Below are 18,467 nucleotides of genomic sequence, written 5' to 3'. Positions count from 1 at the left end.
GAACATTCAGGATGCGCTTGCGCCCGTTCTGGAAGCATTCTACCTTTCGCCGGGTCCACTTAATAGTCTGGTACTGTTATTGCTTCCCGAGGACCCTGATGAGTGCGTCATGGCGGTGCAGCTACTGTTCTCCCCAACGCCGAATCCTAACAGCGTCAAAATTACGGCCGATAGGCCGTTTCTGGAATCCGGCAGCTTGTCCTTCACTTCACCGGAGAAGGCGGCTGGCCATCCCCTAGCGGAGCCCATCTTCGCTCTGGGGGGCATCTATAGCGTCTTCATTATGCCTCAATTTCTGACGGTGACGAAGATGCCTCAGGAGGACTGGGACCGTCTTCTGCCCGCTCTTCGGGAGATCCTGGAGCGGTATTTTGAGGGCCCATGAGGCGCAATCCCCGGGAGCTGGGCCGCCAGGGCGAAGCGCTTGCGGCGGCATACTTGGAGCGCAAGGGCTGGCGCATTCTGGATCGCAACTACCGCTTTGAGCGGGCTGAGGTCGATCTGGTGGCCACCGACGGGCGCGAGATCGTGTTCGTAGAGGTTAAAACGCGCGCCTCACTCGATATGGGCTATCCGGAGGAGGCCGTCACGGCCCATAAGCAGAGGCAGTTGTACCGTGTGGCGCAAGCCTGGTTGCAGGAGCGTCGGATGTGGGGGGCTCCGATTCGCTTTGATATCCTCGCCATCGTATGGCCCCCCGGAGGGCAACCCAGTATCGAACACCTCGAAGATGCGCTGTGGGAGATGTCATGACGCAGTTCGATTGCGATCTGCTGATCGTGGGGGCTGGTCCGGGTGGTCTGGGGCTGGCCGTAGAAGCCCTACAGGGAGGGTTCCCTCGAGACCGACTGCTTGTTTTAGAGAAGGCCGAGCAGCCCATCTGGTCGATTCGGGCCTTGTATCCGGACAACAAGCTCACGACCGCTAATTACAAAGGCTACACGGCCGAGGCCCGGGGCTTGCTGACGATCGAGGACATGAGCAAAGCGGATACGATCGCCTTCTTTGATCGGCTCATAGCTCAGTACCAAGTCCCGATCCGATATGCAGAGGAGGTCTGGGCTATCCGGCCTTGGTCCCAGGGTGGATACCTCGTACAGTCTACGAAAGGCGAGTATCGAGCCCGTCTGGTGGCCATTGCAATCGGCATATTCGGGCGTCCGAACAAGCCGGATTACCCCATCCCGGGGGCGCTCAAGGCGCGCGTGCATTTTGATCTGACCTCCTGGAAGCCCGAACCCGGCCTGGAGGTGCTCGTCGTAGGCGGAGGCGATTCAGCCGGCGAGTACGTGCAGTACCTAGCGCAGGACGGCTGCCGGGTCACGCTCTCCTATAGGCGCAAGCAGATCGTGCGCATGCTGGAGCAAAACCGGGAGGCGGTCCTGCGCCTGGCCGCCGAGGGCCGTATCCGGCTTTGGCTCGGCTCCAACATCACACGCCTGGAGCCGACCCCGGACGGACGGCCCCGGGTCGTGTTTGCAGAGCCGGAGTTCGATCAGCCCGTTTTCGATCACATCGTCTACGCCTTAGGGGGCACGACCCCGGAGAACTTCCTGCGTTCGGCCGGCATCGCCTTTCAAGATAAAACGCCCGTCCTGGATGAGGCCTTCGAGACCAACCAGCCGGGTCTGTTCTTGGTGGGGGATCTGTGCGCGAACATGAAGGGGGGCTCTATCATCTACGCCTTCAACACCGCCCATGCCGTCTGGAAGCGGATCCGGGAGCGTTACTGGAGCCCCTCGGAGCGGTTCTGCTACGGCGACCCGATCCAGGTGGCGCGCCCCTAGCGGTTCTTCTAGGCCAGCCTTGCGTTTGGCGCCCTGGGGGCCGTAAAATCATCCGCCTCTAGCGGCATTGAGCCCTCAGTTCAGCATGCCATTCGCCGGAAGAAGCCCTATGCGCTTGTTTCCCTGGGCGGGGGCGCTCTGGCTTTTGGGTTCGGGTTGCGCCTTCCTGCGGTCGGGGTCCGATCCCGTCGTGGCCCGCATTGCCGGAACGCCTTTGCGTTTCTCCGAGGTCCAGGCGCGGTATCTGCGGTCGGCTGAGGCGCGGGTGGATTCGGCTGCGGCCTTTGTGGAGTTTTTGGAGCGCTACGTCGATTACCGGCTCAAGGTTCTCGAGGCCCGCCGACAGGGGCTGGACCGGGATCCTCAGCTTGCGCAGGAGCTTCGGGAGTACCGTCAGCAGCTGGCCCGTCCGTATCTGCTGGAGAGGGCCGTGCTGGAGCCCATCATGCGCGATCTGTATCGGAAACGGCAAGAGGAGATCCGGGCCAGTCACGTGCTCGTGCGCCTGCCCAACCCGCAGGATACGCTTGAGGCCTGGCGCCGCATCCAGGCCTTGCGCGATAGCGTGCTCGCGGGGCGCCCGTTTGCCGAGATCGCGCGACGCTACTCCGAAGACCCCTCCGCCCGTCAGAACGGAGGGGATTTGGGCTACTTCACGGGCGGCCGCATGGTGCGGGAATTCGAGGAAATGGCCTACCGCACCCCCGTAGGAGGGGTCTCGCCCGTTTTCCGAACTCGCTTCGGCTATCATTTTCTGATGGTTCTGGATCGTCGGCCGCGGACGCCCGACATCCGCGTGGCCCACATTTTGGTGCGCACCCCCCAGGATACGATCAGGGCCGACACCGCTGAGGCGCGCCGGCGCATCTGGGCCTTATATGAGCGGCTGCAGCGCGGAGAGGACTTCGCCACCCTGGCGCGGCTGTACTCCGACGATCGGGCCTCGGCCGAGCAGGGGGGGGAGCTAGGGGTGATCGGCTTCGGGGAGTTTCCGGTCAGGGAATTCGAACGCGAGGCCTTCGCCCTGCACGAGCCCGGCCAGTATTCGCGTCCCTTTCAGAGCCCGTATGGATGGCACATCGTGAAACTCCTGGAGCGGCTGCCGCGTCCCAGTTACGAGGAGGCGGTGGCGGAGCTTCGGGAGCTAGCCCAGCGCCTGCCCCAAAGCCGCGAAGAGGAGCGGGCGCTCATCGAGCGAACCTGGGATGAGGCGGACGGCCTTTTTTACGATGACGTGCTGGCGCGCCTTGTGGAGGCCACCGATACCAGCGCGCGCGTCGGGAGCTGGCGGGCTCAAGAGTGGCCCGATTCCCTGCGACGGGCCGTGTTGATGCGTTTGGATACGCTCGCATTTAGTGCCGAAGACCTGCTCACCTACATCCTGTCGCGGCCCGTTTTCATGGTCTGGGGCGATCCCCGGGTGCGCAAGCAGCTTCCGGAGCTGGCCGCGGAGTTCCGCCAAGAGGTCGTGCTGCGGTACCTGGAGGGACAGCTGGAGAAGCGTTACCCCGAATTCGGCCGGCTGATGCGGGAGTACGAAGAGGGGCTGCTTGTGTTTGCCCTTACGGAGCGTGAGGTCTGGAACCGAGCCCAACGGGATACAGCGGCGCTTCGGGACTGGTATGCGCGGCATCGAGAACGGTACCGATTCCCGGATCGGGTACAGATCATTCGCTGTACGACGCCGGATTCCTCCCTGGCCGTGGAGGTGCTCAAGGCTCTGCACGCAGGTCTTGCGCCTGACTCCCTGCGGGCTCGCTATCAACGAGATGATGTGCTGCGGCTCCGGGTCGAGACGCTGTACGTGGAGCGGCCCGTGGGGGCTCCGCAAGATGAGATGCTCTTTTTGCCCGATGGGGCCACAAGCGGCCCTCACCGGTACGGGGAGGGTTGGGTCGTGCTGCGTCGGGAACGCTTTGAGCCCGCCCGCCCCAAGCGCTATGAGGAGGCGCTGGCTCAGGTCATTTCCGAGTACCAAGAGCATCTGGAGCGGCTCTGGGTTGCGCACCTGCGCCGTAGCTACGGGGTCGCCGTTTATTCCGATCGCGCGCACAGGGCGTTTGCGCGGTGGGCCGTTCGTCGGAACTCCTAATCCTCTGCACGGGGCTTGCGGTTTTGTCGTGGTGGGGCTGTCGCCCGCCAAAGCCAACTGCGGAGCGTGTCTTAGCGGAGGTGGGCGAAGCCCGGCTCACGCTCTCCATGCTTCGAGCTGAGTGGCCAGAGGGCCTGTCGGGGTCCGATAGCGTCCGCTACGTGGCCGCCTACGTGGAGCAGTGGATTCAAAACGAATTGCTTTACCAGGCCGCGCGGCGGCAAGGGATTGCCGATAGCCCCTCTGTGCGCCGAAGGGTGCAGCAGGCCGAGCGGGCGATCGTCGTGGGCGCTTTCTTGACGCAGTGGGCTCGCAAGCAACCTATAGAGCTTAGCGATGAGGAAGTGCGCGCCTACTTTGCGGCTCATCGCGAGGAGTTTCGGCTGCGCGAGGACTACGCCTTGGTCCGGTATCTTGCTACCTTTACGCGAGAACAGGCTGAACAGGCCCGCCGCGCCCTGCTTGAACGGCGTCCCTGGCCGGAGATCGTGCGTCGCTATGCAGCCGATACTGCCGCAGCCTGGGCCGTCTCCCGGGCATTTCATCCGATTAGCCGCCTGCTTCGTCCCTACGAGTCCCTAAACCGCCTCGTGCAGGTCCTAAGACCTGGGGAGGTGGCGCCCGTTGTGGAGCTAGAGGGTCTTTACCACGTGCTCCAGCTTGTGGAACGACGCCCCGCCGGAAGCGAACCGGAGTGGGATTGGGTGCGTCAAGACGTGCGACAGCGGCTGGAACTGCTCCGGCGGAAACAGCAACTCGATGCGCTCGTTCAAGAGCTACGCCGGCAGATACCGGTCCGGGTGGCGGATACGCTCAGAAACAGAGGATGAGGATGGTTCAAAACTGGGGTCTTGTGCTGGCCTTGGCCCTGTGGCCTTCGTCCATGGTCCTGTCCCAACCGCGCATACTGGATCAGATCGTGGCCATGGTGGAGGATCAGCCCATCTTGCGCTCCGAGGTCGATACCCGATCGTTTTTGTACATGCAAAACGGCTATCCCTACTCGAAGGCGCTCTGGGAGCGGGCGCTTCAGGACCTGATCCAGGAGCGCATCCTGCTGCTTCGCGCCAGGGAGGATACGCTGGTTAAGGTCTCCGAGGCCGAAGTGGATCGGGAGCTAGAGCAGCGCTTGGCGCAGCTGGTCCGCCAGCTGGGCTCGGAGGATCGGGTGCAGCAAGTATACGGCAAGCCGCTTGTGCAGCTTAAAAGCGAGTTCCGCGAGGAGGTGCGCAACCAGCTGTTGGTGCAGCAGTATCAGCGGCAGCGCCTGGGCTCGATCCGCGTCACTCGGCCCGAGGTGGAGGCCTGGTTTCGCTCTATACCTGAGGACAGCTTGCCGATCGTGCCCACGACGGTGGAGCTGGCCCACATTGTGGCCAAGCCCCGTCTGAACCCGGAGGCGCGAAACCGGGCTCTGCATCTGGCCCGGGCGCTTCGGGATAGCCTCCTGAGGGGCCGAGATTTCGCCGAACTAGCCCGCCGCTATTCTCAAGATCCCGCTACCGCCGCTGAAGGCGGCTACTTGGGGGAGTTCCACTTAAGCGAGCTCGTGCCCGAGTTCTCGGCTGCGGCTGCGGCCCTGGAGCCGGGCCAGATCTCGGAGGTTGTCGAAACCTCCTTCGGATTTCACATCATTCGGCTCAATGCGAAGCGCGGCGACCTGATCAACACCAGCCACATCTTGATCCGGCTCGGGCCGGAGGCGCTCGATCCGGAGCCCGCCATACGAAAGCTGCAGGCTATCCGGGACTCGATCCTCCTACATAAGCGCCCCTTTCATGAGATGGCGCGTCGGCACTCCGAGGATCCGGAATCGGCCCCCCTGGGCGGGCAGATCCTCAACCCGCAAACCGGCCAGCGGGGCCTGCCCCTGGAGGCGCTGGATCCCCTGTTTCGGGAGACGGTCGACACGCTTCAGGTGGGCTCGATTAGCTTACCGGCTCCCTTTCAGATGCTCGACGGTTCCCGGGCCTATCACATCGTCTGGCTGCAGCGTCGGGTCGAGGCCCACCGGGCTAACTTGGAGCAGGACTACCCCCAGATCGAACAGGTTTTCCTGGTCCAACGGCGCCAGGAGCTCTTGCAGGAACTCGTACGCCGGGCCGCGCGCGGCATCTACGTGGAAGTCCGTGTTCCGCTGTCAACCCCCATTCCCTGGATAAGCAACCATGAGCGCTGAGCCTAACCGCTGGGCTTCCGCCGAGGTGGCCCAAGCCGAAGCCCTGAGCGAGGCCTATGCCCAGCTTCGCCGCGAAATCGCGCGCGTCATCGTGGGCCAAGAGGCCATTATCGAGCAGCTTCTCATCGGACTCTTGGCGCGCGGGCACTGCCTGCTAATCGGTGTCCCCGGCTTGGCTAAAACGCTACTGGTCCGCACCGTGGCGCAGGTGCTGGATTTAGGCTTTAGCCGCATCCAGTTCACCCCGGATCTGATGCCAAGCGACATTACGGGCACGGAGATCATCGAGGAGGACGTCGCCTCCGGCCGCCGGTACTTCAAGTTCGTCCGCGGCCCCATCTTCGCCAACATCGTGCTCGCCGATGAGATCAACCGCACGCCCCCCAAGACCCAGGCCGCGCTCCTGGAAGCCATGCAAGAGCATCGCGTTACGGTGGCCGGCCAGACCTATGAATTGCCCGAGCCGTTCTTTGTGTTGGCCACTCAGAACCCCATCGAGCAAGAGGGCACCTACCCGCTACCGGAAGCGCAGCTGGATCGGTTCATGTTCAACTTGTGGCTGGACTACCCCAGCTTCGAACAGGAGCTCGAAGTGGTGCGTCAGACCACCGGGGATCGACAGGTGCAGCTTGTCCCTGTTTTGAACGCCGAGCAGATCCTGGCTTTTCAGCGCTTGGCGCGGCGCGTGCCTGTAGCGGAAAACGTAATCCGCTACGCCGTGCGCCTTGTGGCCCGAACGCGTCCCTCGCTTCCGGAGGCGCCGGACTTTGTGCGCACCTGGGTTAGCTGGGGGGCAGGGCCCCGTGCCTCGCAGTACCTGATTCTGGGCGCCAAGACGCGCGCCCTCCTGCAGGGCCGCTTCACCCCGGATATCGAGGATGTGCGGGCCGTGGCCGTGCCCGTGCTACGGCATCGGATCGTGACGAATTTCAACGCCGAGGCCGATGGGATCCGGCCCGAGCACATCGTGGAGAAGCTTTTGGCGTTGGCATGATCGCCAGCGTGTCTGGGCGTTGGAGGTCCTGGTCGCTGCTGGCCGTGCTGTGGGTCGCGCAGCCTCTTTGGGGCCAGACGCGCTATTGGATCTTCTTTCAGGACAAACCGGAGACGCTATCCGGGTCGGCTAGTGCGGATCTGCGTTGGCTTACCCCGGAGGCGCTAGCTCGACGCCTGCAGGCCGGTGAGGGGCCGCTATGGTCGGAAGAAGACCTGCCCGTAAGTTCGCAGTACGTAAGGGCCTTGCAGGCAATCGGCGTCGAGCCTGTGGCGCAGAGCCGGTGGTTTAACGCCGTATCGGCCGTTCTGTCGGAGGCGCAGCGCGCTCAGGTGGAGCGGCTGCCCTTCGTGCGCGCCGTGCGGCCCGTGGCCCGCTTTGTCAGACCCGATCCCGTGGAGCTGCGTCCGCTTCCGGAGGAGGCGCTTCCCAAAGGGCTTTCGCGCGGGGCTACGGGGCTCGATTACGGGCCCTCCTGGGCGCAACTGGCCCTCTCGAACGTGTTCCGGTTGCACGCGCAGGGTCTTTCGGGTAGGGGGGTGCGTATCGGGTTTTTGGATGCCGGTTTTGAGGTGCGCACCAGTCCTGCCTTTCGCGCCCTGCTGGCCGAGGGGCGGCTAAAGGGCGCGCGGGACTTTGTAGAGGGAGACGCGGACGTCTCCAACACCCCTAGCCACGGCACGGCCGTGCTCTCGGTGGCCGTAGGCTATCATCCGGGCCGTCTTATCGGCCCGGCCTACGGAGCGGAGGTCCTCTTGGCCCGCACCGAGGACGTCAGCTCGGAAACGCGCCAAGAGGAGGACTTCTGGGTAGCTGGGCTGGAGTGGCTAGAGGCTCAAGGGGCCCGGCTGGTGAACTCCTCGCTGGGCTATACGACTTTTGACGGCGGGATCGGCGATTACAGCTACACCCACATGGACGGGCGAACCACCTTGGTTACGCGCGCGGCCCAGCGGGCCGCCTCCCGCGGGGTGCTCGTGATCAACGCCGCGGGCAACGAGGGGGCGCGTCCGTGGCGCTACATAGTGGCCCCCGCCGACGGAGACTCCGTGATCGCCGTCGGAGCCGTGCGGGCCGATAGCTCCTTGGCCCCCTTCAGCAGCCGGGGCCCTACGTACGATGGTCGCATCAAGCCCGACGTCTGCGCCTTGGGCGTAGGCGTCGTCCTGGCCACCCCTTCGGGTGGTTATGCCCAGGGTAGCGGCACCTCCTTTGCCGCCCCGATTGTAACGGGGATTCTAGCGCTGCTGCTTGAACGGTCCCCCGGCCTGCGTCCGCGCGAGTTAATCGCGCTGGCGCGCCGATCCGCTCACTTGGCCGATCGCCCCAACAACGACTACGGCTATGGGATTCTAGACGCGGCCCGCTTGCTCGCCCAAGCCACGGCTCTTTCCGCGGAGGCGCCCCTCGAGCCGGAAGAGGAGTTAGGTGCGCCGTATCCGCACCCGTTTCAAAGGGGCGTATGGATACCCCTGCGAAGCGCGGGATCCGTGCGGGCGGAGGTCTTCTCTCTTACCGGAGAGCGGCTTCGGAGGCTTGAACAGCCCACCGCCCTTGGCTCGGAGGCGGCCTTGTACTGGGACGGCCGCGCGGCGGACGGCCGGCCTGTAGCTCCGGGCCTGTATCTGCTGCGCGTTTCTATAGACGGCCGCGTAAGTTGGCGTAAGCTCCTAAAGGCTGGGCTCTGAGATGCTGTATACGGCGCACGCCCTCTGGTGGGGGCTCCTTTGGCTCGGCCTGGGCATCGGAGTGGCGTACTGGCTTTACCGCCGAACAGAACCCGAGCTGCCCACCTGGAAGCGCGCGGGCATGGCGGCTCTGCGGGCGGGCGCGATCACCCTGTTGGGCATGCTGCTGCTGGAGCCCGTCTGGAGCTATCGACATCGGCTCATCTTGTATCCTCAGATCGCCTGGCTCTTTGACGACACCCAAAGCTTAGACGTTCAGAGCCCATCCGGACGCCCCGCAGAGGCGGCTCGAAACATAGCCCGCGCCCTGTGGAGCCGAAATTGGTCCCCGATCGAGCCCGTAGCGTTTCGCTTTGCCGAGGACACGGCCCGCCTGCCGCATCCGGACTCGCTGCGCTTTGAAGGACGGCGCACCAACCTGTCTCGGGCCCTGGAGGCCGCCTCGGCCCAGCGGGACCGGCTCAAAGCCCTCGTGCTCGTTACAGACGGCAACCACAACAGCGGCCCCAGCCCCTTGTACGTGGCCGAACGCCTGGGCCTACCCGTCTACGTGGTGGCCGTGGGGGATACCATGCCCTATCGGGATCTGCGCATCGAACGCGTGCTTAGCGGCCCGATCGCCTACGTGGGGGCTGAGATGCCGGTTTCGGTGTCCGTGCGCGCCGAAGGGGCTCCGGAGCTCCTTCAGCTAACCGTGCGCCTGGAGCGCGACGGCCGAGAGCTAGCCCGTCAAGTCGTGCCCCTGCAGCCCGGCCACAGCGGGCTAGCTGAGTTTCGCCTTGTTCCGGAGCGGCCCGGCCGGCAGCTATATCGGGTGCGAATCGATCGCATCGGCGGGGAGCGCACCTACGCCAACAACGAGGCGGCCTTCGCGCTGGAAGTGCTCGAACGCCGCCGCCGCGTGCTCGTGGTGGCCGGGGCTCCGAGCCCAGACCTGGCCCTGCTGCGGCACGTCCTAGCGCTCGATCCGGACCTGCAGGTGGAGGCGCGCACGCAGAAAAACGCCGCTGAGTTCTACGAGGGGCCGCTTCCGGAACGCCTGCAAGATTTCCAGGCGCTGTTTTTGGTGGGCTTTCCGGGCCCCGTGCCCATGGAGGGGGCTCTGGAGCGCTTAAGCCGGGCCGTGCGCGAAGAGCAGCTGCCGGCGGTCTTCATCTTGAGCCGGCAATCCGATCTCAGAGGCCTGGAGGCGAGCTTCGGGGGGGCCTTCCCGGCCCGCCTTGTGCGCCCGCAGGCTCGGCAGGAGACGACCGTTTTCTTCGAGCCCACGGGCCTGGGCCTCGCGCACCCGGTGCTGGAACTGGCCCCGGAGCAGAGCGGAGCCATCTGGGAACGGCTGCCGCCCGTCTCCACCTTCGAGGGGGCCTTTGAGCCCCGGGCTTCCGCTCGCGTCTTGGCCTCGATGCGGATCCGAGACGTGCGCCTGCCCGATCCCCTCGTGCTGGTGCAGCAGCTGGGCCGGCTGCGCACGGCTGCTCTCTTGGGTTGGGATTGGTGGCGCTGGAAAACGGTAGGCGAAGGGACGGCCGGGATCGGATCGGCCTACGATGCGCTCATGCGCAACCTGCTAAGCTGGGTGTCGGCCGTGCGCGATGAACGCCTGGTGCGCGTGCGACCCGCACAGCTTGGCTTCGATCCCCAAGAGCCGATCGACTTTCTGGGGCACGTCTACAACGAAAGCCTTGAGCCCGTATCCGATGCCGAGCTTAGGCTTTCGATACGCGGTCCCGCTGGGCTGGAGCGGCGCCTGCTGCTGGAGCCGCGCGGAGAAGGGCGCTACGAGGGCCGCACAGAACCCCTGCCCCCGGGCCTATATCGGTACCGGGCTGAGGGGCGCCGTCGAGGGGAGCAGATCGGGGTGGATGAGGGGGAGTTTCTTGTAGCACCCTTGGACCTGGAGCGCCGCGACATCGGGCTCAACTTGCCCCTTTTGCGTCAGCTCGCGGCCCGAACGGGAGGCGCCGTCTTCGGCCCCGAAGAGCTTGACTCCTTGCGGGCCCTTTTGCTATCCCGGCATGGTCTTGCGCAGAGCCAGGAGCGGATCCGGCGTATCGCCCTCTGGCAGCATCCCGCGCTGCTGGCCTTGGTCCTGCTTCTGCTTACGGCCGAGTGGCTCTGGCGTCGGCGGAACAGCCTTCCTTGATCCGGCGATACAACAAAGTGGGGCCGTAGGAGGGTGCCATGCGCGCAGGCGGGTTCTGCTTGCTTTGCTTTTCGTTTTGGGGCGCGGCTCTGGCGTATGCCCAAAGCGATTCGCTTTATCTGCGGCAGGGGCAGGAGGCCTTTCGGGCGAGAAACTGGAGCGCTGCGGAGCGGGCCTTTCGTCAGGCCTTGGCGATAAACGAGCGAAACGCCGAGGCCCACTATCAGCTGGCCCGCGTCTACTGGGAGATGGGGGATCGCCGCGCCGCCGGCCGAGAGCTGGACCGGGCCCTGGAGCTGGATCCCCAGAACGTGCGCTACCTTGTGGCCCGACTCGAGCACCTGCGCCAGGATAGCGGCTTTAACCTTTGGGATCTGCTCAATGAGGCCAAACGCCGCGACCTGGCACGTCGGATCCTCCAATTGGACCCCGAAAACGCCTTCGCTCTGGAGGCTTTAGGGGAATCCTACGCCAACGATTACTGGCGCTACCGCGACGCCGTTTCTCTGGTCGCCACGGAGTTATACGACTTTCCCCTCCGGCAGGAGGAGAACCCGGAAAGCAACCCGTTTCGCCGCCTGGATGAGACCGTAGGCCGAGAGCAAACCCGGCCCCCCGACGAACCGCCGGGGCCTGGCGGGGTGGAGGTCGAACGCGGGCTCTCTTTTCTGGAGGCCTTTGGCTTGCAGGGGGAGCAAATCGCCCAAATGACCCAGCGTCTTGTCCGCGCCGCCTTCGTCGAGGACCCCTTTGATCTGGAATTGTTGCGCCAGCAGGGCGAGCCCCTTTCGGATTGGCGCGCGCGGGGAGAGCGGGCCTATCGGATGGCGCGCGGGCTCCTAGAGCGCGCCCTTGCGCGCGACCCCATGCGCCGGCAAGCTTACGACAAGCTCTTTCGCCTCTACATGCTGCGGCATGAGCTGGAGCCCGCCTATGAGCTCATCCGCCAAATGTATGTTTTCTTCGGCCAGGATCCTCAGACATGGCTCTACATGGGGCTTCTGCATTACCGGGCCAAGCGCTACGAGGAGGCGGATAAGGCCTTTCAGACCGCCTTCCACTACGATCCAAGCCTAAAGGCCGTCTTCGAGGACGTCTCGTATTTGGTACCGGAGCCGGAGCGCAAAGCCTACGAAGCGGACCCCGAAGGGTATACGGCGCGCTTCTGGGCGAGCAAAAAGCCTCGGTTGCTGGTGCTCTACAACGAGCGCAAGCTGGAACACTTTGCGCGCATGGTCTACGCCGATCTGCTGTTCCGGGTAGAGCCCCTGCAACTCCGGGGCTGGCAGACCGAACGGGGGCGGATTTTGGTTCGCTACGGTCCCCCGTCTCGCAGCATGAAGCTGCTGCCCTGGATGGCGGCCTCGGAGCAGAGGGCCAACCTCCCGGAGCAGATGCGCACCTTTGATATCTGGGACTACGGTCGCTTTCGGTTCGTCTTCGTCGATGAGATGCGCAACGGCAACTTCATCCTCTACACCCCGCCGGCTTCGCACAAAAACCCCTGGCTGGTGGACTACGCGATCAAGGCCCGCGAGACGTTCCGAAGCCTTCCGGAGCAGTATCGGTTCGATCCACCGGGAAGGCTTTTTAAGATGCCTTATGTCGTAGCTCGTTTTCGAGGTCAGAACGGGCAAGCCGACGTCGTCGTCCCTTATGGGGTGCCGATTACGAATCCGGATGCGCTTGCGCGGCAGGTGCTCGTGGCCCAGCAGGGGCTTTTTCTGGTGGATGCGCAGCGCACGGTGCGCGCCGAGCGGCGCAGCACGTTCTACGGGCTTCGGCCCGATAAGCTCGTGCGCTTTAAGAGAGCCGCCCTCTGGATCGACGCACAGCTTATCTCCGCCCCTCCGGGCCGATATGAGCTTTCGCTGGAATTCGAGGAGAGCACCACACAGGCCGTGGCGCTGGAGCGGACCGCATTGGAGGTGCCCGACTACGACGCCCCGCGTTTGCAGATGAGCGATCTTCTGCTCGCCTATCACGTGGAGGAGGCCGATCCCCCCGGATCGGGCGAGGCGTCGCTGTGGCGAAACGGGTTTCGGATACTGCCCGCCCCTTGGCCGGTTTTTGCGCGCGAACAGCTCCTATATGCCTATTTTGAGCTCTATCAGCTGGGGCTTCAGGGGGGTCGAGGTGCTTATCAAGTCGAGGCGATCGTGCGGCCTCTAGAGCGCACAAGGGGGCTTCGCAGGCTCTGGCGCGCGCTCTTTGGCGCCCCAGGCGGGGTTGCGGTGCGCTTCGAGTACACCACGGAGAGACCCGATGCGGCCCGATACGTGCAGATCGACGTAAGCCGCCTGGATCCCGGCTTGTATGAGCTCACGCTGCGCGTACGCGATCTAGTCAGCCGTCAGGTGCGCGAGGCCATGCGCCGTCTGTATCTGGAATAGGCCATGCGCCGTCAAAGGCCCGATGCGTCGTTGCTTTTGCTCGCCTCTCTGAACTTGGTGCTGATAGCGGCCTGGCTCGTGGTGCGTCTTTGGCCCCTACAGCCCCTCGCCGAGCCGCCGCGCTTTGTGGACCCTCAGGTCAAGGAGCTTGTGCGCCTGGAAGACGTCCCGCAGACCACCCTAGGCGTCCCTCTTCCCCCTCCTGTGGTGCCGCTTCCGCCGATCGTGGTGCCGGATGATCGGCTTCTGGAGGAGGAGCCGATCCCCTTGCCGGATCCGGTTTCGCCGTCCCCAATGGCGGGCTCAGGTCCTGTCGGGTCTGGGCCAGCCGGCCGCACCGAGCCGCTGCTGGTGGAGGAGGCGGAGGTGAGCCCCCAGCCCATTCGGGTGGTGGAACCCGAGTATCCGCCTGAGGCGCGTCGGCGCCGCATCCGGGCCGAGATCATCGTGCGCGTGCTTGTGGACGAGAAAGGACGCGTAAGCGAACCCGTAATTCTGCGGCGGCTTCTATACGGCCGCCAGAACATCCCCCAGGAAGTCGAACGCCTGGGCTACGGGCTTGAAGAGGCCGCCCTAAACGCCGCGCTGCGCTGGCTTTTTCGGCCGGCTGAACACCGAGGCGAGCGGGTGCAGACCTATACGGTGATCACCTTTCAATTCGGCCAGTGAAGCCCTTTGCTCCGGCCGTTGCGCGCCCCTACCTTTGAGGCCACCAGCAGCAGGGGAGCCAGGTGTGATGTTTTCGCTTGAGGCGGCTCGCCGTCTTATGGAAAGTTGGATTCAGGCGGAGTCTCTCAGGCGGCACCTATACGCCGTGGAGGCCGCCATGGGCTATTACGCCCGCCATTTCGGCCAAGATGAGCAAAGCTGGCGTATCGTAGGGGTGCTGCACGATCTGGACTATGAACGTCATCCCTCGCCAGAGGAGCATCCCTACGTGGCCGTGGCCTATCTGCGCACCTTAGGGCTTCCGGAGTCTTGGCTGGAGGCCATCTTGGCCCACGCCGATTACACGGGTGTGCCCCGTCAGAGCCTTATGGCCCGAGCGCTGTACGCGGTCGATGAGATGAGCGGCTTCGTATTGGCCTGCGCCTACGTGCGGCCTCAAGGAATAGAAGACCTGCAGCCCTCTTCTGTGCTCAAGAAGATGAAAGACAAGGCCTTTGCGGCGGCCGTAGGTCGGGAGGAGCTTCGGCGGGGCGCAGAGGAGTTGGGGTTGCCGCTCGAGGAGCACATCGGACACGTCATCGCGGCCCTGCGCGCGGAGGCCGAGCGCCTGGGACTGGCGCGCCGGGCCTAATTCTCTTCGGCCGAGCGCCGGATGTCCAGGATGCTCGTATCGACGTAATCCGTGAGCACGATCTTCTTGAGCGCCGCCAAGCGCCTGGTGATCTCCGCGATCCGCTCCGCCGCCTCGTTGATGGCCTCCAGGGCGTGCACCACCTCCGGATCCAGGCGGTAACTAGAGGCCAGGCTGAGAAGCATCTGCACGTAGCCCGTAATAATGGAGAGGGGGTTGTTGATCTCGTGATTGATCGCCGCTATGGTCTGCTGCAGAAGCCTCAGCTTTTCGAGCTCGGCCCGCTGTTGCTCTAGCTCAGTTAGCTGCCGCTCCAGCTCCCGCCGCCGCAGCACGTCCTGCAGCACAAGGGGCAGCTTCTCCAGATGGCTCAGATCCGGCGCTTTAGTCAGGTAGTCGTAAGCGCCGGCCTTCATAGCGGCCACGGCCACGTCCTCGCGCCCCACGCCGGTCAGCACCACCACGGGCGTTACGTGGCCCAGCTCCCGCACGTGCGCGATGACCTCTAGCCCGTCTCCGTCGGGTAAGTTGTGATCGGTGAGGATCAAATCCACAGAAGGGCCTGAAAGCAGCCGCTGCAGGCATGCCGAGACCGTGGAGACCGTCTCCAGCTTGGCCTCCGGCATCGTCCGCTCAATGGTATGGCGGACGAGCATCGTGTCGCCCAGGTTGTCTTCGACCAGCAAGATCCGCAGCGACGTAGGTCCGGTCATACGCTAGCGGGTCGTTCCTTGGGCAGCGTGAAGTAAAACGTCGCTCCCTCTCCAAGGGCGGATTCCACCCAGATACGGCCCCCGTGTTGCTCGACGATCTTCCGGCAGATGGTCAGCCCCGCGCCCGTGCCCTCGAATTCCTCTTGGGGGTGCAGGCGCTGAAAGATCTTGAAGATCCGCTCATGGTGTTTGGGGTCGATTCCGATTCCGTTGTCCCGCACATATACTATATACTCATTTTCCGACTCCGATGCACCGATCTGCACGCGCGGTAGAGGACTACGGTTGTATTTCAGGCCGTTCGTGATCAAGTTGTGCAGCACCTGGCGCAGGCGCAGCGGATCGCCCCAAACCGTAGGCAAGGGGGTGAGGATGTCGATCTCAAACGGTCGCTCCTTGGCCAGCGCCTGGGGAAAGTCCTCTTGCACAAGCGTGCGCACAAGCTCCTCTAAGTTTACCTCCATAAACGGGGCTTGCGTGCGTCCGATGCGGGACAGTTCCAGCAGGTCCGTGATGAGGCGGCTCATACGCTGTGCGGACTGCTTGATCAGCTCAAGCAGCTCCCGGCCGTGTTCGTCGAGCCGTTCGATCTGCTCTTCTCCAAGTAGGGAGATAAAGCCCAAGATGTTGCGCAGCGGGGTTTGCAAATCGTGGGAGACGATGTACGTGAAGTCGTCGAGCTCCTCCACAAGGGCGGCCAGCTGCTGGTTTTTGGCCTCCAGTTCCGCCGTTCGGGCCCGCACTAACTGCTCTAGGTTTTCGGTTTGGGCTTCAAGCTTGGCCTGTAGCTCCTTGGCCTCCGTAACGTCCACGCCTACGGCCACAAAGGCCCCCGTGGGTCGACTCCGGTCCACAATGCGGCTTGAGGACCAGGCCAGCACGCGCTCTCGGCCTGTTCGGCTTCGCAGGCGCATCTGGAAATCCGCATGCCCCTCAGCGGGCCGAAACAGTTTCGAAAGCGCGGCAATGGCCTCCGGCTCGGCCGCCGTCTTCTCCAGAAAGACCTCCAGCGAGGGGACCTCGGCCCGACTGTAGCCCGTAAGCAGTTCGGCCTTTCGATTCCAGATTTGCGTCGTGCCCGCTTCATCGAAGGCGAAAATGGCGACCTGCGCGGTTTCGATAAGGTTGTTCAAGAAGGTCTGGGCTTCGCTGAGCTCTCGGGTGCGCTGCTCGATCAGTTGCTCCAGGTGATCGGCGTAGCTGCGCAGCTGATGTTCCAGGCGCTTTTGTTCGCTTGCGTCCACCAAGGCGACCAGATAACGTCCCTCTGAGGGCAGTGCGCGGCCTATCGCGAGCACATAGGCGCGTCTGCCGTTGGGCAGTTGCCACGGCTCCGGGGCGGTCGCATAAGGGGTTTCGCCCCCAAAGGGCTCTAGCCAGCCGGACCAATCGGGCCCGGCCACAAGTTGATCCAGGGGTTTTTGCCGCAACTGGGCGGGCTCCAGACCGAGCCAGCGGCTCAGCGTCTCGTTGGCTTCTCGTATGCGCAGCTCCGCATCCAGCACGCAGACGGGTACGGGCAGCGCCGCAAACCAACGTCCGTACTCCGCTTCGGGCGCTTGGCTCCACTGCTGGGCTAGCGCGTAGAGCCGCGCAAGCAGGCCCTCTAGTTCATCTCGGGCCGGCTCCCTCGGGGCCGGCCCCTCGACGGCGCGCCGAGCCTGAAGCGCCTCTACCAGGGAGAGGGCGCGTTCGGCCGGCCGCACAAGCCGTCGGTGTGTAAACAGCATCAGCGCTCCGACCACGAACAACCAGATGCCCGCCACGAGGGGCAAGCTGCGGGCCACATAGCCCCAAAAGGCGCCTCGGAGGGCTGATCGAGGCTGCTCTACGAGCAGCACCCCGACCGGGTCTTGAGGGTCGACGTCGGGTTCCACCCCCCAAAGCGGATAAGCGTAGAGCAGATCGCCCTCTGGAGAGCGACCCCAATAAGGCGTGCGGAGGGCCAATACCTGCGCGACAAGGCCCCGATAGGAATCCGGAACAGGCCGAAGCCGCTCGGCCGGTCGATGGCTGTAGCGAATCCGGTATCGATAGTCGACCTCCCAAAGCAGCTTAAGGCCGTGTCGGGAGACCAGCTCCAGCGCATAACCGCTGAGCTCTTGCGTTCCATTCCCGAGTCGAAGCGTGTTCCAGGAGACGGCTAGCTGTTCGGCCCGCCCGCGGGCCTCCTCCAAAAAGGCGCGATAGACGCCCTGCCAGTGAACAACCACGAACGCCACCAGGCCGATCGTGATGGGCAACAGCCATCCGATCGCGATCCGGTAGTAGAGGCTATGGCGAAACGGGCCGTTCAACGCCGTATTCCTCTAGAAAGCGCCCGCCACCCCTCGGGGTCCGGTAGGGGCCGCACCGGGGCGTCGCGCGCTATGCGGCCCTGGCGGACCCAGAACCGATGCGCGGCCCATTGATAGGCCCATAGGGGCCCGCCGGGACTTAAGAGCTCCTCGTTCAGTCGGGGCGTGCCCAGTCGATACAGAGCCACAGCGCGCCGCATGGCTTCAGCGGAGCCGTTCATAAGCGCGGCCCATCGGGCAGAGGCGACCTCAGGTGCGGCCTCCCATCGGACCAGCGCATTGGCCCAGCCCGCAAGCAAGGCCAGAAGCTCGCGGCGGTATCGGTGCGCCGCAGAGTCGGAGATCAGCAGCACCCACATCGGCGGGGTGCGCAACCGCTCTGCGCGCGCCAGCACGCTCCAGCCCGGTGGCACGCTGTCCAAGAGCGCAAAGCGCACCGGCGCGCGTTCCGCAAGCGGGCCAAACCGATCCGGCGGCAGCGGATCCAGCAGGGCCGCGGCGCGGCTGGGCAGCAGACCGCGTTCCAGAAGCAGGCGTTCCGCCCAAAAATGCTCTCGGCCTCCGGCTACCACAGGGATGCGATGTCGCGCCAGATCCGACCATTCTACGGCCCGACCGATTAGGATCGGATGCCGGGATGCCATGCCGAGCACGAGCGGAACGCGCCAAATCGGACGCTCGCTTTGCATCCGAACGGCCTCCAGGAAGTCCACTAATCCGGCCTGCAGCCTCCCAGAGCGCAGGGCCTCAAGCAGGGCGGCCTCCGACGGAAAGCGCCGAAACCGCAGCGCGGCTCCCTCAGGCAGCAACCCCTCAGCCTGCGCCCAGAGCAGGGGAGCAGCCAGGACCGAAGTTGTCCAGCCCACCTCTAGCTCCGTAGC

The 18,467-nt window shown here is 64.5% G+C and carries 15 protein-coding genes; 12 read left to right on the top strand and 3 right to left on the bottom strand.

The window, feature by feature from the left end; all coding sequences use genetic code 11:
* Positions 1-109: 109 nt before the first annotated feature.
* The 12 genes from NZ993_04190 (at position 110) to NZ993_04135 (ending at position 14,576) form a co-directional block, all read left to right on the top strand.
* A complete protein-coding gene (locus NZ993_04190; protein MCS7154994.1) occupies positions 110-385 on the top strand; it encodes a NifU N-terminal domain-containing protein in 276 nt (91 codons plus the stop codon).
* Positions 382-753 (top strand): YraN family protein, encoded by a 372-nt coding sequence (locus NZ993_04185; GenBank protein MCS7154993.1) that lies wholly within the window; start codon positions 382-384, stop codon positions 751-753. The genes NZ993_04190 and NZ993_04185 overlap by 4 nt, the downstream gene beginning before the upstream one ends.
* The gene (locus NZ993_04180; GenBank protein ID MCS7154992.1) at positions 750-1,787 is read left to right on the top strand and encodes an NAD(P)-binding domain-containing protein; all 1,038 of its coding nucleotides are present in this window, start codon (positions 750-752) and stop codon (positions 1,785-1,787) included. Before NZ993_04185 ends, NZ993_04180 begins: the two co-directional genes overlap by 4 nt.
* 109 nt (positions 1,788-1,896) lie before the next feature.
* Positions 1,897-3,879 carry a peptidylprolyl isomerase gene (locus NZ993_04175; GenBank protein ID MCS7154991.1) on the top strand — a complete coding sequence of 661 codons (1,983 nt, stop codon included), beginning with the start codon at positions 1,897-1,899 and terminating at the stop codon, positions 3,877-3,879.
* A gap of 80 nt (positions 3,880-3,959) precedes the next feature.
* Positions 3,960-4,709, top strand: a complete 750-nt coding sequence (locus NZ993_04170) for a peptidylprolyl isomerase (GenBank protein ID MCS7154990.1) — start codon at positions 3,960-3,962, stop codon at positions 4,707-4,709.
* Entirely contained in the window at positions 4,706-6,058 is a 1,353-nt protein-coding gene (locus NZ993_04165) for a peptidylprolyl isomerase (GenBank protein ID MCS7154989.1), read from the top strand. The genes NZ993_04170 and NZ993_04165 overlap by 4 nt, the downstream gene beginning before the upstream one ends.
* On the top strand, positions 6,048-7,052 hold the full coding sequence (locus NZ993_04160) for a MoxR family ATPase (GenBank protein ID MCS7154988.1): 1,005 nt from the start codon (positions 6,048-6,050) through the stop codon (positions 7,050-7,052). Before NZ993_04165 ends, NZ993_04160 begins: the two co-directional genes overlap by 11 nt.
* On the top strand, positions 7,049-8,740 hold the full coding sequence (locus NZ993_04155) for a S8 family serine peptidase (GenBank protein MCS7154987.1): 1,692 nt from the start codon (positions 7,049-7,051) through the stop codon (positions 8,738-8,740). Before NZ993_04160 ends, NZ993_04155 begins: the two co-directional genes overlap by 4 nt.
* Position 8,741: 1 nt before the next feature.
* Positions 8,742-10,883 (top strand): VWA domain-containing protein, encoded by a 2,142-nt coding sequence (locus NZ993_04150; GenBank protein MCS7154986.1) that lies wholly within the window; start codon positions 8,742-8,744, stop codon positions 10,881-10,883.
* A 38-nt stretch (positions 10,884-10,921) separates the two neighbouring features.
* Positions 10,922-13,276, top strand: coding sequence for a tetratricopeptide repeat protein (locus NZ993_04145; GenBank protein MCS7154985.1), 2,355 nt, complete (start codon positions 10,922-10,924; stop codon positions 13,274-13,276).
* A 3-nt stretch (positions 13,277-13,279) separates the two neighbouring features.
* A complete protein-coding gene (locus NZ993_04140) occupies positions 13,280-13,945 on the top strand; it encodes an energy transducer TonB (protein MCS7154984.1) in 666 nt (221 codons plus the stop codon).
* Positions 13,946-14,012: 67 nt separating this feature from the next.
* Entirely contained in the window at positions 14,013-14,576 is a 564-nt protein-coding gene (locus NZ993_04135) for an HDIG domain-containing protein (GenBank protein MCS7154983.1), read from the top strand.
* On the opposite strand, the gene NZ993_04130 is transcribed toward NZ993_04135, so the two are convergent.
* From NZ993_04130 to NZ993_04120, 3 genes are read right to left on the bottom strand one after another with little or no spacing between them, the layout of a single operon-like run.
* Positions 14,573-15,289: a response regulator gene (locus tag NZ993_04130; protein MCS7154982.1), complete on the bottom strand. Its 717-nt coding sequence runs from the start codon at positions 15,287-15,289 to the stop codon at positions 14,573-14,575. The genes NZ993_04135 and NZ993_04130 overlap by 4 nt on opposite strands.
* A complete protein-coding gene (locus NZ993_04125; protein ID MCS7154981.1) occupies positions 15,286-17,586 on the bottom strand; it encodes an ATP-binding protein in 2,301 nt (766 codons plus the stop codon). Before NZ993_04125 ends, NZ993_04130 begins: the two co-directional genes overlap by 4 nt.
* The gene (locus tag NZ993_04120; GenBank protein ID MCS7154980.1) at positions 17,583-18,452 is read right to left on the bottom strand and encodes a hypothetical protein; all 870 of its coding nucleotides are present in this window, start codon (positions 18,450-18,452) and stop codon (positions 17,583-17,585) included. Before NZ993_04120 ends, NZ993_04125 begins: the two co-directional genes overlap by 4 nt.
* Positions 18,453-18,467: the final 15 nt, after the last annotated feature.

This window comes from Bacteroidota bacterium (assembly GCA_025059945.1).
Lineage (GTDB): Bacteria > Bacteroidota > Rhodothermia > JANXDC01 > JANXDC01 > JANXDC01.
This window is presented reverse-complemented; position numbering and strand designations above follow the sequence as displayed.

Coding starts and splice junctions, on each gene's coding strand:
- NZ993_04150 (MCS7154986.1), top strand. CDS start 8,742: ATGCTGTATACGGCGCACGCCCTCTGGTGGGGGCTCCTTTGGCTCGGC.
- NZ993_04185 (MCS7154993.1), top strand. CDS start 382: ATGAGGCGCAATCCCCGGGAGCTGGGCCGCCAGGGCGAAGCGCTTGCG.
- NZ993_04165 (MCS7154989.1), top strand. CDS start 4,706: ATGAGGATGGTTCAAAACTGGGGTCTTGTGCTGGCCTTGGCCCTGTGG.
- NZ993_04175 (MCS7154991.1), top strand. CDS start 1,897: ATGCGCTTGTTTCCCTGGGCGGGGGCGCTCTGGCTTTTGGGTTCGGGT.
- NZ993_04140 (MCS7154984.1), top strand. CDS start 13,280: ATGCGCCGTCAAAGGCCCGATGCGTCGTTGCTTTTGCTCGCCTCTCTG.
- NZ993_04190 (MCS7154994.1), top strand. CDS start 110: ATGGCGGTGCAGCTACTGTTCTCCCCAACGCCGAATCCTAACAGCGTC.
- NZ993_04160 (MCS7154988.1), top strand. CDS start 6,048: ATGAGCGCTGAGCCTAACCGCTGGGCTTCCGCCGAGGTGGCCCAAGCC.
- NZ993_04155 (MCS7154987.1), top strand. CDS start 7,049: ATGATCGCCAGCGTGTCTGGGCGTTGGAGGTCCTGGTCGCTGCTGGCC.
- NZ993_04180 (MCS7154992.1), top strand. CDS start 750: ATGACGCAGTTCGATTGCGATCTGCTGATCGTGGGGGCTGGTCCGGGT.
- NZ993_04145 (MCS7154985.1), top strand. CDS start 10,922: ATGCGCGCAGGCGGGTTCTGCTTGCTTTGCTTTTCGTTTTGGGGCGCG.
- NZ993_04130 (MCS7154982.1), bottom strand. CDS start 15,289: ATGACCGGACCTACGTCGCTGCGGATCTTGCTGGTCGAAGACAACCTG.
- NZ993_04135 (MCS7154983.1), top strand. CDS start 14,013: ATGTTTTCGCTTGAGGCGGCTCGCCGTCTTATGGAAAGTTGGATTCAG.